Here is an 18,178-nt window from a genome sequence, read left to right as displayed (position 1 = left end):
AAACATTAACAAATTAACATTCCTTTTAGATTTTTTCTTTATGGTTATTTCTCTTTCAAACCGCCCTCAGTTTGAATCACCTTGTTTTCTTTAAGTAGTTTACCTACGGCCCGTTTAAAGGCGGCTTTACTCATGTTCAGTCGGCTCTGGATTTCTATGGGACTGCTTTTGTCATTTAGGGCCAAAAATCCATCATGATCCTTTATTCCCTGCAGAATCTTCACTGTATCCGATTCCATTTGGATATGTTTAAGTTCTCTGGGAGATAAATCAAGTTTACCATCCTCTCGGACTCGGATTACTCTCGCTTCAACTTGATCCCCTTCCTTTAGCTCTATAAAACACTCATTAAGAGGAATCAGTCCCATGTATATATTATCTACCGCAACAAAAACTCCGATCTCGGGGTTCACAGAGTAGACTGTGCCGACAACCTTATCATTCTTTTGATAGGGTGAATCAGACTTCAGATACTCATATATTTCAGTTGTTGCACTTAGTCTTTGACTTTTGTCTAAGTAAACTTTTACTAAATAGCTTTTACCTTCCTCGATAGGGTATTTCTGTTCACGGAATGGCAAAAGCAAATCTCTTTCCAGTCCCCAATTTAAGAAGGCTCCAATTTTCGTTTTCGCATTAACCCTAAGATAGGCTAAATCCCCTAACTTAGCCAATGGCTTTCGTGTTGTGGCAATTAATCGCTCTTCAGAGTCACGATAGACAAAAACCTCTAGTTCATCACCTTCCTTAGCTCCCTCCGGCAATTGTTTGATCGGCAGCAGGATATTATCGTGACGAATGCCGGTACCTGCATCTAAATATGCTCCAAAGGATGTAAAGTTTGCAATCTTAAGTTTATAATATTTCCCAATCTCAATCATTGTTTGCTTCCCTTCCAATGCTAATATAGTACACCTTTCAAGAATGCACCATGTATTCCCTCCTATTATAACGAAAGGGTATCTCTGGTGCAAAAAATCATCACATGAATTTCCTGGCTTTATCCTGTCTTTGTATCTGTTGTTGAAGTCATATTGTAATTGCCTGACTTATACAGGAAATTTTTACGGCCAGTTTTTAAATTAAAATATCTTGCTGTGATAATCTTTCGATAAAAAATATAACCAAAAAATACCAAACGCAAAAGGGACTAGCCTAGCTAATCCCCAAAACATTACTGTTCAACCTATTCTCTCCTAAAAACTCAGTCAAAAGAAGTTCGAGCTATCATTCTGTTCGTGACAGTTTGGACGACAATATTGACACCCTTCAGTGCAACATGGACCAAATAAACTCGGAGTAAACTGATGCACTTTGAGCTCTTCATCATTGGCTAAGGTATTAGACCTAATAGGTGATGAAACCGTATCATTCTGATGAGCCAAGGCTTCTTCCCGTTGAGTTTTCATAGACTCGAATCTCCTTTTTCCTGAATTTGTACATTTTACTTATAATTGATCGAACCTTACATTTTTATACTATCCTATTCATATTATATAAATAAATTCACAATTTTTCAAATATTTTATTTTCTCAACCATCGGTTTATGGCAAATTTATTTGCTTCCCGATTCAAATCTGCCAAGCTGGTTGTCAGTGGTATCTCCTTAGGACAGGCACGAACACAGTTTTGAGAATTGCCACAATCTGCGATTCCCCCCTCATTAAGCAAAGCTGACAACCTCTCATGTTTGTTCATTTCCCCGGTTGGATGAGCATTAAATAGTCGGACTTGTGAAATCGCTGATGGACCAATAAATTTTGAACGAGAGTTTACTTGTGGGCAGGCCTCCATGCAACATCCGCAAGTCATACATTTGGACAATTCGTAGGCCCATTGTCTTTTAACTTCAGCCATTCTTGGCCCGGAACCCAAATTGTACGTTCCATCAATTGGTATCCAAGCATGAACAGTCTTTAGGTGGTCAAACATGATTTGCCGATCAATCATCAAGTCTCGAACAATAGGGAATTTTGTTAATGGCTCAAGGACTATTGGCTGTTCAAGTTGGTCGATCAAAGCTGAACATGCCTGCTTTCCTTGCCCATTAATATTCATTGTGCAGGCCCCACACACTTCCTCTAGGCAGTTACATTCCCAGACCACAGGAGTTGTCTTCACACCTGCTGCAGTAATAGGATTTTTCTGTATCTCCATTAAGCAAGAGATAACATTTAGCTTTTCTCGATAAGGTATTTCAAACTCTTCCCAGCGAAAAGACTTATTAGGACCGTCTTGGCGGCGGATTTTCAATCGGATTGTTTTTTGCTCAGCCATCTTAAACCCTCCTATTTGTCAACGTCATAGCGACGAGCACGTAACGGAATCAATGACACATCTACAGGTTCGTAACTTAGTTCTGGGCCTGACGGTGTCCACGTTGCTATAGTAGTCTTTAACCAATTCTGGTCATCACGTTCTGGGTAATCCGGCTTATAATGGGCACCTCTGCTTTCATTACGATTTAAGGCTCCTAAAGTAATCACCCTGGCTAGTTCCAACATGTTCCATAGTTGACGAATAAACGTCCCTTCTTGGGTTCCCCATTCAACATCGTCACTTCTGCCGATATCTCGCCAGCGTTTCATCAACCCTTGGATTACCAGATCGGTTTCAGCTAACTTATCGTTATAACGTACAACTGTAACATTTTGAGTCATAATATCTCCTAGCTCTTTGTGTATGAGAAATGGGTTTTCTGATCCTTTCATAGCTAGGATACTTGCCCATTGAGCGTCTTGGCGTTTCTTTTCATTTAGAAATGCTTGCTCATTGCCACTGGGAGACAACCTTTTAGTTTTCTTTATATACTCCATAGCCTTCGGGCCAGCAACCATCCCCCCATAGATAGCGGAGAGCAGAGAATTTGCTCCCAAACGATTTGCCCCATGATACTGATATTCACATTCCCCAGCTGCAAAAAGTCCCGGAATATTCGTCATTTGATCATAGTCCACCCAAAGTCCACCCATAGAGTAGTGTACTGCTGGAAAAATCCTCATAGGAACCTTTTTAGGATCATCTCCGACGAACTTTTCATAGATCTCTAAGATTCCTCCTAATTTAATCTGCAATATGTTTGGATCAATGTGTGAAAGATCTAAATAAACCATGTTTTCACCATTGATACCTAGTCCTTTGTCAAATACCACTTCATAAATTGCGCGAGTGGCAATATCTCTCGGAACCAGGTTTCCATAAGCAGGATACATTTCCTCCAAGAAATACCATGCCTTCCCATCTTTATATGTCCACACTCGTCCGCCTTCTCCTCGAGCTGATTCAGACATTAGTCTAAGCTTATCGTCTCCAGGAATAGCAGTTGGGTGAATTTGGATAAACTCACCGTTTGCGTATTTTACCCCTTGTTGATATAAAGCTGACACTGCACTTCCTGTACAAATTGTAGAATTTGTACTTTTACCGAATACTGCCCCCGGCCCCCCGGTAGCCACAATTACAGCGTCTGCCGGAAAGGACTTATTGCTCATGTCACGGAGATTTTGCGCAACAATTCCCTGGCATACTCCCTCATCAATTACTATAGATAATAATTCCCAATGCTCATATTTTTGAACTAATCCTTCTACCTCATAGCGTCGAACTTGCTCATCAAGCGCATAAAGCAGCTGTTGACCAGTGGTAGCCCCTGCAAAAGCAGTTCGACAAAACTTTGTTCCTCCAAAACGACGAAAATCCAGAAGTCCTTCAGAGGTTCGGCTAAACATGACTCCCATCCTATCCATCAAATGAATAATTCCCGGTGCTTCATCACACATAGCCTTTACCGGAGGTTGATTAGCAAGAAAATCTCCTCCGTAGATAGAATCGTCAAAGTGATTCCAGGTTGAATCCCCTTCTCCTTTAGTATTGACAGCTCCGTTAATTCCCCCTTGGGCGCAAACGGAGTGTGAACGCTTGACAGGTACTAGTGAAAACAGATCAACTTTTGTACCCGCTTCAGCCATTTTAATCGTAGCCATAAGTCCCGCCAGTCCGCCTCCAACAACGATGACTTTGCTCATCAACTAACCCTCCACTCCCTATAAGTCTATCTGCCGCTTTAATTACACAGTCATTATTTCAAAAATGCATAGATATCTGACATACCTATCACTGACATGAGTACAAATATAACTCCTAAGGTATATAACCATACTCTCTGAGAATGCGGCCCGACAGTTAATCCCCAAGTAATTGCAAAAGCCCATAAACCGTTGGTAAAATGAAAGATTGCCAATAATACGCCTAAAACATAAAAGCTTAATCCCCAAGGTTGACTCATAAATTCGGAAAGAGTGGCAAAATTCGCCTCCCCAAATCGCAAAAGGTAGACATGGGTAACGACAAAGACAAAGGTATAAAGACCAGAAATCCTCTGAATCAGATAGAGCCAGTTTCTGGCATATTTATAGCGCAAAACATTGGTTTGACCAGTATAAACCACCCATGTACCATAAATTGCATGGGCTGCAATAGGTATAAATATGACAATCAACTCGACAATAAAAATTCCCGGGAAACTTTGCATTGTATTTATAACTAAATCATACTGTTTTGCGCCCCCCAGAGCTGTTAAATTAAGGAACAGATGAAACGTTAGAAAAAATCCTATAGGAACCAAACCCAATAATGAATGAACCCTTCGAATTAAAAAGTGATGATTAGAAGCTTGTGCTATACTCATTAACTCCATCCTCTCTTCCAAATCTAATTTTTACATATGCCTCTATTTACGCACCGAATCTTGAATCTACCCTCCATTTATGGTATTGCTAAATACACTAGCATATCTTGTAGATAGCAATCTCTATGCCAATATATTAGAATTGCTTAACTTTTCTGATTTTTTATACAAAAAAATTTTACTCCGCTTGTAGTCTAGGATTCAACCCAAAGGTAATTGGGGGTTTTATTCTTTACCTAGAACTAAATATTTATATGACTACTTTATTATACATGTCAGATTATAATTTCTAGAATTTAGAAGCTTTCCCCTTCTAATAGTTGGAATTTATCTTTTCCTAATCAATCCCTTTCTGTATCAACCCATTGTCTTGAGTTTATTATAGAGTGTTGCAAGAGAGATCCCTAAAGCTTTAGCAGCTTGCTTCTTCCCTTCTACTGCATTCCCATAACGTTCTATGGCCATATTTATAAGGTGCTTCTCCATTTGCTCAATAGGCATAATCTCATCGATTATCTGCCCATGATGTATGGTTTGCGGAAACTCTACAAGATTGAGAAATTGTTTGTGGGTGATTATTTCTTCATCAACTGTTACCATTGCCCTTTCCATGACATTCTGCAGTTCGCGAATATTACCCGGCCATTCATATTGCATTAACAATTCTTCTGCTTTAGTAGTTAATCCCTTAACGTGTTTTCCAAATTTCCGATTAAACTTGGCTATAAGAGAATGCACATATGCCGGAATGTCTTCCTTGTGATTTCGGAGTGACGGCAAGCCTAATTCAACAACATTGAGTCGGTAAAAGAGATCTTCTCGAAAATCTCCTTGTTTGGCCATTTGCAGTAAATTTCGATTAGTAGCTGCAATGACTCGTACATCCACTTTAATTGTCTGTGACCCTCCAACTCTTTCAAACTCCATTTCTTGTAACACTCTTAATAACTTAGCCTGCAGATGAAGGTTCATATCTCCAATCTCATCTAAGAAGATTGTGCCTCCATTTGCCAACTCCATCTTGCCAAGCTTAGTTTTTAAAGCCCCCGTAAATGCCCCCTTTTCATGTCCAAAAAATTCACTTTCGAGCAGAGTCTCCGGGATAGCAGCACAGTTGACCTTAATAAATGGCTTATCGAGGCGAAGGCTTGAGGCGTGAATCGCATGTGCAAATAGCTCTTTTCCTGTACCTGATTCCCCGGTAATTAGTATTGTCGAATTGCTTTTAGCTGCCTTGCGAGCCAAATCCAAAGCACTTTCAAATTCCGGGTGGCTTCCGATTATGTCATCAAAGGTGTATGAACTGGTGGATATCTGATTGATTCGGGTCTGTAAATCGTCAATGACTCGGTTTGATGCTTTTAATTGTTCCATTAACTTGTAAATATCCGTCAAAGGTTGAAAAACTACAACAGCGCCTTCCATTTTTCCTTCAACGACAATAGGTGATGCATTAGCTACAACCTCTACATCGGCACCTCCAACAACTGCACGATGGGCAAATACGGCTTCATGGGTTCGAAGAGAACGGGCAAGAGCACCATTTGGAGAAACCTCAAAAATATTATTGCCAATTCGCTGGCCGGCAGGAATTGCCGTTACGCGACTAAATGATGGATTAACGTATTTGATATTGCCATCGATACTGGCTACTTCAATAGCTTCCTGGACAGAGTTCAGGATGGCATCAAGTTCCCCTTTTAAACGCTTAATATCCGCCAACTTCTCTTTCTCTTCAATAAGGTGCATCATCAGATTTGCACCCTGGGCTTCTATTACTACGCAGGAGTTTTCTTTATAATGATTTATTTGTTCCCGAACATACTCAAGCCCAGTTGCTTCAATAATTACGTCCAAATTTGTGATTTTGAATAAGTCATCCAGGGATGAAAGAGTTTTTACTCTATCCAATCTAGCAAGCTGCATACCCTGGGCAGTTTCAGAACAATCACATACGACGGCTATCTCAATATGTTCTATGCTACGTAACGTTTTATAAATGGATGCCCCCCCCTGGCCCATACCAACAATACCCACTTTTACTTTAAGAGCCATAAGTTTTCCTCCCATATTTAACGATACTTGTACATGCTATATCCTTAAAAAGGATTCGCTCTTGATCTATTTACTCCTGCCACAATTCTTTATATTTTTTAGAATTTTTAAATAATTAATTAGAAGTTTTACTATATAAAGTAGTGGGACTAATTATAAATATGAAACAAGAAGAATCTTACGCGAGTAAGATTCTTACTTCAAGCAGAGGAGAAGGATCTCACCCTTAAGGGAATTGCCAAAAGCAAATCAGCCCCAAAGGCTTCAATAAGCGTCCTCTCGGGCTGATTTTTTGTGCAGATCATTTTCCAAAGCTGTTTTGCAACAGCCCCATATTTTATTAACTTTATAGATAAAAAACTAATAGGTAGATCGAAGAAATAACGATAGACAAAAGCATCAGGGGTAGAGCCAATTTCATAAATGGTATGAATTTAATGGGAATACCATTCTTTTCAGCTAACCCTGCAACAATGACATTGGCAGATGCCCCAATCAGGGTTCCATTACCTCCAAGACAGGCCCCTAACGACAATGCCCACCACAGCGGCTCAAGTCCCTCCTGAGATATTCCACCTAAATTTCCCATTTGGTGAATCAAGGGAATCATCGTTGCTGTAAAAGGTATATTATCAACAAAAGCGGATGCAATGGCTGACAGCCATAAAATCAACATGGCAGTAAGTTCAAAATTCCCCTCAGTTACATTAAATGCCCATTGAGCTAAGCTATTAATCCATCCCGTTTCTACTAAACCTCCAACTAGGATAAAGAGACCAATAAAGAAGAAAATCGTGGGCCACTCTACACTTAGCAAAACTTCTTCTGGTTCTTCTTTAGTTATAAACATCAGTAGTGCCGCCCCAGTTAGCGCTACCGTTGCAGATTCCATGTGCAGAGATTGATGTAGAATAAATCCGCCAAGTATTAAAAACAGAATGACCAAACACTTCTTTAACAGTCCATAATCTTTAATTTGATCAATTGGATTTAACTCAATCAAACTCTTTTTAAGATCCTCATTGACATTAAGCTTTCGCTTGTACAATAGATAAAAAACACCCATTGTTGCAACGAAAATCATAAAAACCACCGGAATTAGATTGACGGCAAAATCTACAAAGCCAAGATGAGTCTGACTGCCAATCATAATATTAGGGGGATCTCCGATTAGAGTTGATGTTCCACCAATATTACTGGCAAAGATTTGACTGACAAGAAAAGGCATAGGGTTTAGATTTAGTTTATCGCAAATTGTAAAGGTTATGGGTACAATCAGTAAGACAGTTGTTACATTGTCTAATAGAGCTGATAGTAAAGCTGTAACTGTGGCTAAAGCGATTAATATCCGAATAGGTTCTCCCTTGGCAAACCGAACTGCCAGTAAACCAAGGTACTGAAAAACCCCAGTTCTCCTAGTGATTCCTACTACTATCATCATCCCAACCAGTAAACCCAAAGTATTCCAATCAATATGTTCGATGGCATTTTCCTGAGCTAAGACTCCCGCGGCTACTAGAATCATACCCCCAAGTAGAGCGACAACCGTACGATGAACTTTCTCCGAAATAATTAATGCATAAGTCAGACAAAAAATGATTAATGCGAGGGTAGCATGCATTGTGATTTAATACTTCCTTTCTATTCTCTTAACTATTGTTTTTATAGGATCTACTAATTTTGAATTAGTATCCAAATCCTCTACTGATTTTAACACAATAGATTTTTTTTTGTTCAAATAAACCTAATCAATCAATATAATAATTGGCAATAGTGAGATGACTTATTATTTATTCCCCGCCGAATATTTGAACCACGCGTTCTTCAAGTATCCTGGCAATCTCATCCGGTTCTAGAGAAAACATATTTTTCTTAATGTTTCTGGATAGATAAAATGAACCCACAATTCCTAGTACCAACCCTACTATTAATGAAGCATAAAGCTGGATTCTTAAGGCCCCCACAATATCGCTAATTGTGGGCACCAGAATTCCGGCCTTCTTGGTTATTGAGATTTTCCTAAACATCCTTTAATTGTGCCACTGTGCGCGCAATTGCCATAGCTCTATTGCCTATCTCTTGTTCTATCTTACCCGTAATACGATTAACAATAACTACACCTGCTATAAGCACAGATATTAAAACTAAGCTAAAGGAGAGAATAGCAATTTTTGTTCCCAGTTTCAAATGGGGCCTTTTCAAATACTACTCCTCCTCGATATGTCAGAATATACATATAATTCGTCAATTCTATTAAAATACCTTCTAATTAATACCGCTAATTCCTTTCAAATTTTATACTGTATACATACAAAATTTTCTCTTGTCAACAGGTGAATAAAATGTTAAGTTTATACCAGATTCAAATGGAGCAATGACGCTCTTTGAAGATTTATTGTATAATCTTTAGGGGAGCGTTTTTTTGTTTTTTTACAAAAAAAGCTAAACTTAAAAGGAGGCAATAATCAATGGATATTTTTGGGGAAAACGTCTTTAATGACGCGGTGATGAGAGAGCGTCTACCAAAAGCTACTTACAAATCTTTGCGCAAAACAATTGTAGAGGGACTTCCTCTTGACCCTGAGGTAGCTGAAGTCGTGGCCAATAGTATGAAGGATTGGGCCATTGAAAAAGGAGCAACCCACTTTACCCATTGGTTTCAACCAATGACTGGCATCACTGCGGAAAAACATGATTCCTTCATCTCCCCAACCAATGATGGCCGAGTTGTTATGGAGTTTTCCGGTAAAGAATTAATAAAAGGTGAACCTGATGCGTCCTCATTCCCAAGCGGAGGAATTCGTGCAACTTTCGAAGCAAGAGGCTATACTGCTTGGGACTGTACTTCTCCAGCTTTTCTTAAAGAAGATGGGGATGTCTTGACGTTATGTATCCCTACAGCTTTTTGCTCTTATACAGGGGAAGCTCTGGACAAAAAGACTCCTCTCTTACGTTCGATGCAAGCCCTCTCCAAGCAAGCTTTGCGTATACTGAAACTTTTTGGCAATACTACATCGACAAATGTCACCAGTACCGTAGGTGCTGAGCAAGAATATTTCCTCGTAGACAAGAAATTCTTTGATCAACGTATGGACCTCATGCTTACCGGACGGACTTTATTCGGAGCCATGTCAGCAAAAGGTCAAGAACTTGAAGACCACTACTTTGGAAGTTTAAAAACTCGAGTAGCAGCATTTATGCATGATATCAATGTTGAATTGTGGAAGCTGGGCGTTCTGGCGAAAACTCAACATAATGAAGTGGCTCCCGGACAATTTGAGTTAGCTCCCATCTTTGGCACAACAAATATTGCCACTGACCACAACCAGCTTGTTATGGACACTATGAAAAAAATTGCCTTGCGTCATGATATGGTTTGTTTGCTTCACGAAAAACCCTTTGCAGGTGTTAACGGATCCGGAAAGCATAACAACTGGTCAATGTCCACAAACGATGGACTTAATCTCTTAGAACCCGGCAATACCCCTCATGAAAACCTCCAGTTCCTCACATTCTTATGTGCCATTATTAAAGCTGTTGATGATTATGCGGAACTACTTAGATTATCCGCTGCTACCCCCGGAAATGACCACCGTCTCGGAGCAAATGAGGCACCTCCTGCTATCATTTCGATTTTCCTCGGCGACCAGCTTTCTGATATCTTCAAACAGCTGCAAAATGGTGGAGTAACAAGATCCCTTCAAGGGGAGAAATTAGCCAGCGGTGTAAGCACACTGCCTGCCTTCAAGAAAGACTCAACTGACCGAAACCGCACTTCCCCCTTCGCCTTCACTGGTAATAAATTCGAATTCAGAATGGTAGCATCTTCTCAATCTATTTCCGGACCTAACGTAGTACTCAATACAATCTTTGCTGAAGTCTTCTCGCAATTTGCAGATCGCTTAGAAAATGCTGAGAACTTTGATCAAACTTTACAGCAACTTCTTAAGGAAACTGCCATGAATCATAGTCGGATCCTCTTTGATGGCAACGGCTATTCTGAAGAGTGGGTAGCAGAAGCAGCTAAACGCGGTCTTCCTAATATTACCTCTACCGTTGATGCCGCACTGGTTTTACTTCGTGAATCTACCATTGAATTATACGGAAAACACGAAGTATTAAATAAAACTGAATTAGAATCACGTTATGAAATCAACTTAGAGCAGTATTCAAAACAGATTAACATTGAGGCACTGACAATGATTGATATGGCTAAACATAAGATCATTCCTGCTGCCGTCAAATATTCCACAGAACTGGCAAATTCAATTAATGCAATTAAAGCTGCTTCCAGTGCTGTCGATGTCTCTGTCCAAGAAAACCTCCTCATTGGACTATGCTCAACCTTAGTATCCTTTAATTCCAATTTGAGCACACTTGAAAGCGTTACTTTAGAAGCAACAAATATGTCCGAAGCCTATGAGCAAGCAGTATATTATCGAGATGTTGTCTTTAAAGCTATGGGAGCACTAAGAGTTGACGGAGATAAACTGGAGACACTTGTTGATGCTGAACTCTGGCCTCTCCCCACTTATGCTGAAATGCTATTTATGCTCTAATAGGGCCTTTACTCCAACTAAAAACATCATTATATATTAAATGCTTAATTAGGGGCTGTACTTCATAGTACAGCCCCTAATTTACTCTATACGACCATCCGTTCTGATAATAATCTTCACAATCAAATATAAGGATAGGATTTCTCAGGATTTACTCCTTCGTTCAATCCTACTACATAATAGTTTTAAACAGTTCTTCTTCCTCACAATCTACACGAACAGCTATGGCGTCTAAAATCTGTTTTGTATCGTTGACAAACTCTTTAGTATTTTGTTTAATATCTTCCGGGTGTCTTAGATATTTTTGCTGATAATCCTTGAATACTTGGGCGAGATCTCCCATTTCCTCAACGAATTTACTTACAATATCACTTAGCTTTTCATTCTCTTTATCATTTAACAATGCAGGGTATAAGTAATCGTCCTCATATTTAAGGTGCATCTGCATAATACCGTTTAAGGTTCCAATCTTAAGGGCAATCCATAAAGAATTTGCGGAAACTTCACTTTCTTCATAGATATCCTCTCTTAATTCTCTAATAATCTGCTTAATTTCTTGATGCTGTTTGTTAATAATCTGGTTAATCACACTGACACCACCTATATTTTTTTTATGTAAGATCCTAGCTAAATAGACGCTCCACCATCCATGATGATGGTTTGGCCTGTCACATACGCAGACGCTTCAGAGACCAAATAAAGAACTGTTCTGCCCACTTCTTCTGGCTGAGCGATTCTTTTCAAGGGGATATCCTTAAGTTTCTCCTTCATCATTGCTTCATTACTCCATAACGCCTTACTGAAAGTGGTTTGAACATATCCCGGAGCGATTCCATTAACTCGAATATTATGTTCTCCCAGCTCCTTAGCCATAGACTTTGTCAGCATGATAATTGCAGCCTTGCTGATACTGTATAATCCCAACCCGTACCCAGGAGTTACCCCAAGAATGGAAGCAATATTCACGATGGCCCCCCCACTATGGCTAATCATACATTTTGCCGCTAACTGGCTAAGGAGGGTATAACCTTTAAGATTCGTATCCATGATTTGATCATACATCCTTTCTTCCATATCCACAATAGGGCCCATGGCTGGATTAGTTGCCGCATTATTCACCAAAATGTCAATCCTGCCAAACTCATTCTTAATGGTTTCTACTAGATTACGAATATCTTCACTTTCACGACCATGAGCTGTTACTGCCAGCGCTCGTCTACCCATTCCGCGGATTTCATTGGCCACTAATTTCAAATCTTCAAGTTTACGGCTGCTAACCACCACATCAGCGCCTGCGTCGGCCAAAGTTAAGGCAATAGCTTTGCCGATACCTCTGCTCCCTCCGGTTACTAGGGCAACTTTTCCTTCCAAGGAAAGATATGAAGTATTCATGTTTTTCCCTCCTCATTTTTATGTAATTAGCTAACTCATCTTTTTTGTCCTAGAAAACATAATGCCAATGGCTCAATAAGATTTCTTAAATCTACCTATGCCATGACATTTATTCAAAAATCATGACGGATATATCTCAAAACAAGTATAATTATCTTCATTATATAAAATTTGGAATATTTCTACAATATTAATTTAGAAAAATCACTCAATTCCATCAATGCAAGGGTTCTATAAATTCCAACTTACCATGATCAATATTTAGGTCAAATTGAATAAAATAATGTTCAAAGGCATCGGTTAAAATCCCAATGCCTTTGAGATTACTTTGATTCCGTTCCCTCAACCCTATGATTCTCCATCCTTTACATTGTCTCTAAGGAAACCGATAACATACTTAATATTATGGACAAGGAGTATTTAAGGTGTTATAAAATAAAGGCAACTGCATTTGCGAGTTGCCTTTTAAATAATAAATTATCTACCTTTGTGCTTTTCTTTTCTTTTTTTTTTTTGTCGAAGCTTAAATTTCATCTGTTCTTCGACTTTCCATTTTTCCCTGTTGTTTCGACGTCGCTCAAGTTTAGCCTCTTCGTGTTGAAGTTTAAGTGCCTGCTGAGCTTTTGTTCCAACACCATTATTGGAAACCTGCTTTTTACTCAACTTTTGAACTCTTTTAGGATTAACACGTCTCTCATCCACCTTCTCCGCCACAATAGGGAGGCTAAACTTCAAATTGAACCAGTTATGGAGAAGGAACTTATATTTCATCAAAGTACGAATTATCCATTTTTCCAGTCACAGTCAGTCTGTTTTAGTGTACATAATTACAAATTAATAACTTTATACGCAAGAAAAAGACGAAGGAGCAATCACTCACTTATGTTAGCTGAATTTCAAATTATTAACGACCCCCTGCGTCCCAGTATCTGTACAAATCTCTGTTCAGTTTGCTGCAGAAATACAAATGAAGGTAAAAAAATAGGCTGCTGTTCCTATGAACCGGAATTTTGTCTTTTTGATTTAGCTTTTATCTATCTGCATTACCCGGATATTTATAAGCTCATCTTAGAAAAAGGTTCTATTATAAAGGGCTTTAACGGTATTATGGTAGAAATGAAAGTTGGCTTGAATCATTGCCCCTTCGCCAGCGACTTGGGTTGTATTTTGCCAAAGGATGCCTTACCTCCGGTATGCCGACTATATATTTGCCGAGAAGCTGCCATCTTTGGACCTCCAATACTGGAAGATAGATTTGATGACTACTTTTCTAGCGAGGAATACCACCTGAATATCTACTTAAATAGCAAACTCACCTTAGAAACGGGTGTTACTAATTCCGGACTCCACAACTTTATCCTGCAATATTCTGAAACCGTAAAAAACATGATTGCGGAAATCAATAGAGATAACCCTCCGATTGAAACTTTCAGTAAGGAAATAACCATAGAAAATTTCGGGTTAATTCTATAGTATTCCATGCCTACTCAAAGATCGTCGAAAATAAAAAAGGCCCATAGTTGATTTTCAATCAACTATGGGCCTCACATTATTATTTACTACTCTTTAGTTACTGTGATACTTGCATTCTGAGGCAGAGCCAAACCTGCTGCCACCTCGACAGATTTCATCATCCCAGATAATCCTGGACAGCTGGGATGGGGGCTGTGCTTTGCAAATGCTTCGTACACTTTCCCAGTGTGGAGTTTTTGAAAAATCTCTTGGAAGGCATCTACTTCGTCAAGTTCTGCCGCGATTTTTTGGTAATTCGGACAATCACTAGTGATTTCAAGTTTTACTTTATGATTATCACCACTAGTAGCTTTAACATTGATGGTAAAACCACATGCTCCGGCCTTGATAACTCCTGTTGCCATGAATATGCACCTCCAACTATGAATTCCTTCATGTATTGTTCAATGGACTACTTCTTGATTTTGCTTTCCGGGCGTTTAATACCTAAGATAGGTGCTGAGTGGTCTTTTCCTAAGTAGAAATTAGACCATGAAGAAGTCTGATATAAATCCCAGTTAGCCGGGGGGACTGGTGGAACGTCTAAGGTTGCTTCTTCCCCGTATTTCTTCAGTCTGGCATAAGCTCTGACCCAAACACATTTCTTTTCTTTAGGGAAAACTTCACACCAGCCATCCAAGCTTCCACCGCAAGCTCCGTTACGTTGATTTTTTGGACATTGAGACATTGGGCATAGATACCCTATGTCTAATATAGCACAATCGCCGCAATCCTTACAGTCAAGCATGACAACTTTGGCAATATGTTCAACGGCGTGAAGTCTCTTTTCGGCTTTCTTCTTACCTTCTGCAGCATGATACATGCTGCGCAATACTGGGAAAAGCTTTTTATTTGGGGTGAACATGAGACTGTGCATCCCTCTCATCATTGAGTTCATTGCTCCCGCAGGCGCATCTAAGGGGCGATTAGCACGATTTGTGGGACGATCTGTGTTTAGTCCCGTCTTCTCGTCTTTTTCAAAATAATAGAAACCATTGTTTTGAGGATAATCAAATTCCTTAATATAATCCTGCCAATTAGGGCTGAGTTCCTCACCTTTATCAATGATGTATTCAACTTGTTCGTATTTAAGATTGTGCCCGCCAATGTGGACTCCGGCAAAGCCCATTCCCTTCATAAAGGCATACATTTTAGCAGCTCTAAGCATACGTTGCCCGACACCTTTATCCTCAGCAGTCTTTTCAGTATTCAGTTCGGCCAAGAGTTTGTCTGTTACGACGCAGCCCGGTAATTTATTTTGATTCATAACATTGGCCGCTCCGTAGGGGAGAACATAAATATTTCCCACAACCGGAACATCCAGGTTGTTTACCTTTAAAAATTGAAGGACTTCATGACACTTGCGAGCATCATAACCCAGCTGAGTAACAATAAATTGTGCCCCGCCTTGGATTTTCTTTTTCATTTTATAATACTGAATCATCAGCTCAGCCTCTGTAGACTTAAATGGAGAAACAGCCGCGCCGGCAAAAAAGTCACTGGGAGCGTGATAGGTTGGCCCCTTCATACCCGGTACTTCTAAGCCTTTATTCATCTCTGTGATAAGTTGTAGTGTATTCGAGGGATCTAGGTCAAAAACCGGCTTAGGACGTCCCTTGAATCCGGAATAAGTATAGTCCCCGGTCATGACTAAGAGATTTCGAACTTTTGCACGGTCGAGTGCATATAATTGACTCTCCATCTGGTTACGGTTCTTGTCCTTACAGGTAAAGTGTACCAGTGGCTCAATTCCCAACTTGATGATTTCCATTCCCAAATAGTCAGCTAAGATTGCCGGATTTCCTCCTGGATTATCCGTGATGGTAAGCGCGTGCACCCTTCCACCCTTTGCAGCCTGTTCTGCCGAGGCAATGGCAGTTTGTTGAGCCTTTTCGTTAGCGCCTCTTCCTGGAACCAGTTCCCATGTCACAGATAACGTATTCTTGTCGAGTAACGATTCTTTGAATTTATTCTCCATTCCTTTGTTCCTCTCCTTATTACAAAATGTTCTCTGGGTACATTGTCCATTTATTCTCTAATAATTATAACTCTTCTGAGACAATAATTTAAGTCGTTTTCAGTCTTTTCTCAACTTTTGATTAACTTAATTTTTCTAAATAGAGGCTATTCATGAAATAGTTTGAAAATGTAGCGCTCCCACCAAGCTCTATATGCCCAATTTTCTTATAAAGCTCCTCGGTCATCATCATTTCCTGATGATTCAGAAGTGTTCGTATTGCCCCAACATGAGCGGCATTGCCGACCATTTTTATCTTTTCCGGTGGAATATCCGGAACCAGACCAATATTTAAAATGTTCTCAGCTTTAAGATACGTTGCGAAGGTTCCTGATAGAATTACGGAATCAAGATCTTGAACACTTATTCCGGCCATTTCAACTAAAGTCTTTATTCCAGCGCATACTGCTCCCTTGGCCAATTGTAATTCTCCAACATCTTTTTGACTGATGGTTACGTCAGATCGTTGGCCGGTACCATAGGCTAGGATAAATTCACGAGCTTTTTCAGCAGGACGTATGCGATTCCTGAGTTCTTCAGAAAGATTGTCCGCTGTTTCAGGAACAGCAATTTTTCCTTGTTTATTAATCACCCCGGCCCTTTTCATCTCGTCAATTGCCTCAATAAGACCTGAACCGCAAATTCCGATGGGTTCTTGGCCACCGATTACTTCACAGTGCACACCACTTTCCGTAATGCTTACCCCTTCAATAGCGCCTTGTTTTGCTCTCATACCATAAGCTATTCCGGCACCCTCGAAAGCAGGACCTGCTGCAGTAGAACAAGCCATCATTATCTTGTCTGTCTTTAAAAACAATTCGCAGTTAGTACCTAAGTCGATCAGTAAGTGATTTCCCTGCTCCAATACTTCCGGAGCCCCGACAATTGCCCCTACCGTATCTCCACCAACAAAACTCCCAATGTTAGGGAGCAGGAATATCTTCCCTCGTGTATTAATCTCTAGTCCTAGTTCATGGGCTGTAAGATCTAATGGTCGGTTACAAACTGAAACGAAGGGCGAAACCGCTAAGTGAGAGACCTCTAATCCCAGTAAGAGATGATGCATGGTGGTGTTACCAACAATGGCCATTTTGACAATCTCATCCTTGTGTATATCCACCTTGGATTCAATTTCTTTTAACAAATGATTAATAGTTCTCTTAACAGCACCCTGCAAGGCTAGTGCATTTTCTTTACTCTCTTTTGCAAATGAAATACGAGAAATTACATCTGCGCCATAAGCTGTCTGTTCATTCTCGATTGAGACGACCTTCATGAGGTTACCGGTGATTAAATCGTATAAGGCCACTCCTACGCTGGTTGTCCCAATATCGACAGCCACTCCGTACAATCGTTTTGAGGTGTCTCCGGGCTCAATCTCTAATATCTCATTTTCAAACAAGGTTACGGTTAAGATGTACTGTTCTAATCTTAAAACCTCTGAAACTTTCCTAAGGACATGCAAACTTGGGTAAGTGTAACTCCTACCGGTAACAGCGCTGAGAGCATCTACCACGCGATCCCAGTCTCCCCTCTCATCCTGTAAGGAAGGCTTATCGATGGTTAAGCAAATCTTTTCAGCTCGTGAATCAACAGCATTTAACTTTAGTCCTAGAAGAGCACTTTCTTTGCGATCTTGGCTTTCTACGAAATTTAATTCAATGACCATTCCCTCTTCAGGAACAACTGTACAGGCCAGCCGAAATCCTGCCTGAATTTCTACTTCATTTAGATGTTTTAAATCCTGAACACTTGGCTCGGGAAGATTCCCAAGCATGCGAACTTTGCATTTCCCGCAGGTTCCCTGACCATTACAAACGTTCTCTACAGGCAGTTGATGACGGATAAGGGCACCCATTAAGGTTTCATTATTCTCAGTCTGGATGACTCGGTTAGGGAGTATCTTGATTTCCATATTGTCCTCCTTTAGACGATTGATAATTCTATTCCAGCAG

At 40.0% G+C, this 18,178-nt stretch carries 17 protein-coding genes; 2 read left to right on the top strand and 15 right to left on the bottom strand.

What is annotated here, in order from left to right; translation table 11 throughout:
* Window positions 1-44 precede the first annotated feature (44 nt).
* The 9 genes from DESMER_RS07920 to DESMER_RS24365 form a co-directional block, all read right to left on the bottom strand.
* On the bottom strand, window positions 45-881 hold the full coding sequence (locus DESMER_RS07920; RefSeq protein WP_014902531.1) for a CvfB family protein: 837 nt from the start codon (window positions 879-881) through the stop codon (window positions 45-47).
* Window positions 882-1,208: 327 nt separating this feature from the next.
* The gene (locus tag DESMER_RS07915) at window positions 1,209-1,409 is read right to left on the bottom strand and encodes a hypothetical protein (protein WP_014902530.1); all 201 of its coding nucleotides are present in this window, start codon (window positions 1,407-1,409) and stop codon (window positions 1,209-1,211) included.
* 116 nt (window positions 1,410-1,525) lie between these two features.
* Window positions 1,526-2,278 (bottom strand): succinate dehydrogenase iron-sulfur subunit, encoded by a 753-nt coding sequence (gene sdhB, locus DESMER_RS07910; RefSeq protein ID WP_014902529.1) that lies wholly within the window; start codon window positions 2,276-2,278, stop codon window positions 1,526-1,528.
* An 11-nt stretch (window positions 2,279-2,289) separates the two neighbouring features.
* Window positions 2,290-4,026: a succinate dehydrogenase flavoprotein subunit gene (gene sdhA / locus DESMER_RS07905; RefSeq protein WP_014902528.1), complete on the bottom strand. Its 1,737-nt coding sequence runs from the start codon at window positions 4,024-4,026 to the stop codon at window positions 2,290-2,292.
* Window positions 4,027-4,079: 53 nt separating this feature from the next.
* Window positions 4,080-4,688: a succinate dehydrogenase cytochrome b558 subunit gene (locus DESMER_RS07900; protein ID WP_014902527.1), complete on the bottom strand. Its 609-nt coding sequence runs from the start codon at window positions 4,686-4,688 to the stop codon at window positions 4,080-4,082.
* A 357-nt stretch (window positions 4,689-5,045) separates the two neighbouring features.
* Window positions 5,046-6,743 (bottom strand): sigma-54 interaction domain-containing protein, encoded by a 1,698-nt coding sequence (locus DESMER_RS07895; protein ID WP_014902526.1) that lies wholly within the window; start codon window positions 6,741-6,743, stop codon window positions 5,046-5,048.
* 346 nt (window positions 6,744-7,089) lie between these two features.
* Window positions 7,090-8,364 carry an ArsB/NhaD family transporter gene (locus DESMER_RS07890; RefSeq protein WP_014902525.1) on the bottom strand — a complete coding sequence of 425 codons (1,275 nt, stop codon included), beginning with the start codon at window positions 8,362-8,364 and terminating at the stop codon, window positions 7,090-7,092.
* Window positions 8,365-8,533: 169 nt separating this feature from the next.
* A complete protein-coding gene (locus DESMER_RS24370; protein WP_242831066.1) occupies window positions 8,534-8,728 on the bottom strand; it encodes a hypothetical protein in 195 nt (64 codons plus the stop codon).
* Window positions 8,729-8,762: 34 nt separating this feature from the next.
* Window positions 8,763-8,945, bottom strand: a complete 183-nt coding sequence (locus tag DESMER_RS24365) for a hypothetical protein (RefSeq protein ID WP_042333531.1) — start codon at window positions 8,943-8,945, stop codon at window positions 8,763-8,765.
* Between the two features lie 266 nt (window positions 8,946-9,211).
* Between DESMER_RS24365 and DESMER_RS07875 the strand changes: the two genes are divergently transcribed.
* Window positions 9,212-11,302, top strand: a complete 2,091-nt coding sequence (locus DESMER_RS07875) for a glutamine synthetase III family protein (RefSeq protein ID WP_014902524.1) — start codon at window positions 9,212-9,214, stop codon at window positions 11,300-11,302.
* A gap of 172 nt (window positions 11,303-11,474) precedes the next feature.
* Here the strand turns inward: DESMER_RS07875 and DESMER_RS07870 are convergent, their stop codons facing one another.
* From DESMER_RS07870 to DESMER_RS07860, 3 genes are all read right to left on the bottom strand, one after another.
* Window positions 11,475-11,891, bottom strand: coding sequence for a hemerythrin domain-containing protein (locus DESMER_RS07870; protein WP_014902523.1), 417 nt, complete (start codon window positions 11,889-11,891; stop codon window positions 11,475-11,477).
* Window positions 11,892-11,929: 38 nt separating this feature from the next.
* Window positions 11,930-12,694 (bottom strand): glucose 1-dehydrogenase, encoded by a 765-nt coding sequence (locus DESMER_RS07865; protein ID WP_014902522.1) that lies wholly within the window; start codon window positions 12,692-12,694, stop codon window positions 11,930-11,932.
* 477 nt (window positions 12,695-13,171) lie between these two features.
* Window positions 13,172-13,465 (bottom strand): YjdF family protein, encoded by a 294-nt coding sequence (locus tag DESMER_RS07860; protein ID WP_052314840.1) that lies wholly within the window; start codon window positions 13,463-13,465, stop codon window positions 13,172-13,174.
* Between the two features lie 111 nt (window positions 13,466-13,576).
* On the opposite strand from DESMER_RS07860, the gene DESMER_RS07855 reads away from it, so the two are divergent.
* Window positions 13,577-14,167 (top strand): hypothetical protein, encoded by a 591-nt coding sequence (locus DESMER_RS07855; RefSeq protein ID WP_014902521.1) that lies wholly within the window; start codon window positions 13,577-13,579, stop codon window positions 14,165-14,167.
* A gap of 86 nt (window positions 14,168-14,253) precedes the next feature.
* On the opposite strand, the gene DESMER_RS07850 is transcribed toward DESMER_RS07855, so the two are convergent.
* The 3 genes from DESMER_RS07850 to DESMER_RS07840 all read right to left on the bottom strand — a co-directional run bounded on the left by DESMER_RS07850 (window position 14,254) and on the right by DESMER_RS07840 (window position 18,138).
* On the bottom strand, window positions 14,254-14,571 hold the full coding sequence (locus DESMER_RS07850; protein WP_014902520.1) for a DUF6951 family protein: 318 nt from the start codon (window positions 14,569-14,571) through the stop codon (window positions 14,254-14,256).
* Window positions 14,572-14,618: 47 nt separating this feature from the next.
* Window positions 14,619-16,184 (bottom strand): methylenetetrahydrofolate reductase C-terminal domain-containing protein, encoded by a 1,566-nt coding sequence (locus DESMER_RS07845; protein WP_014902519.1) that lies wholly within the window; start codon window positions 16,182-16,184, stop codon window positions 14,619-14,621.
* Window positions 16,185-16,305: 121 nt separating this feature from the next.
* Window positions 16,306-18,138, bottom strand: a complete 1,833-nt coding sequence (locus DESMER_RS07840; RefSeq protein WP_014902518.1) for an ASKHA domain-containing protein — start codon at window positions 18,136-18,138, stop codon at window positions 16,306-16,308.
* Window positions 18,139-18,178: the final 40 nt, after the last annotated feature.

It is taken from the genome of Desulfosporosinus meridiei DSM 13257 (assembly GCF_000231385.2).
GTDB classification, from domain to species: domain Bacteria; phylum Bacillota; class Desulfitobacteriia; order Desulfitobacteriales; family Desulfitobacteriaceae; genus Desulfosporosinus; species Desulfosporosinus meridiei.
The sequence above is the reverse complement of the archived record's forward strand: the minus strand, read 5'-3'. Positions and strand labels throughout refer to the sequence as shown.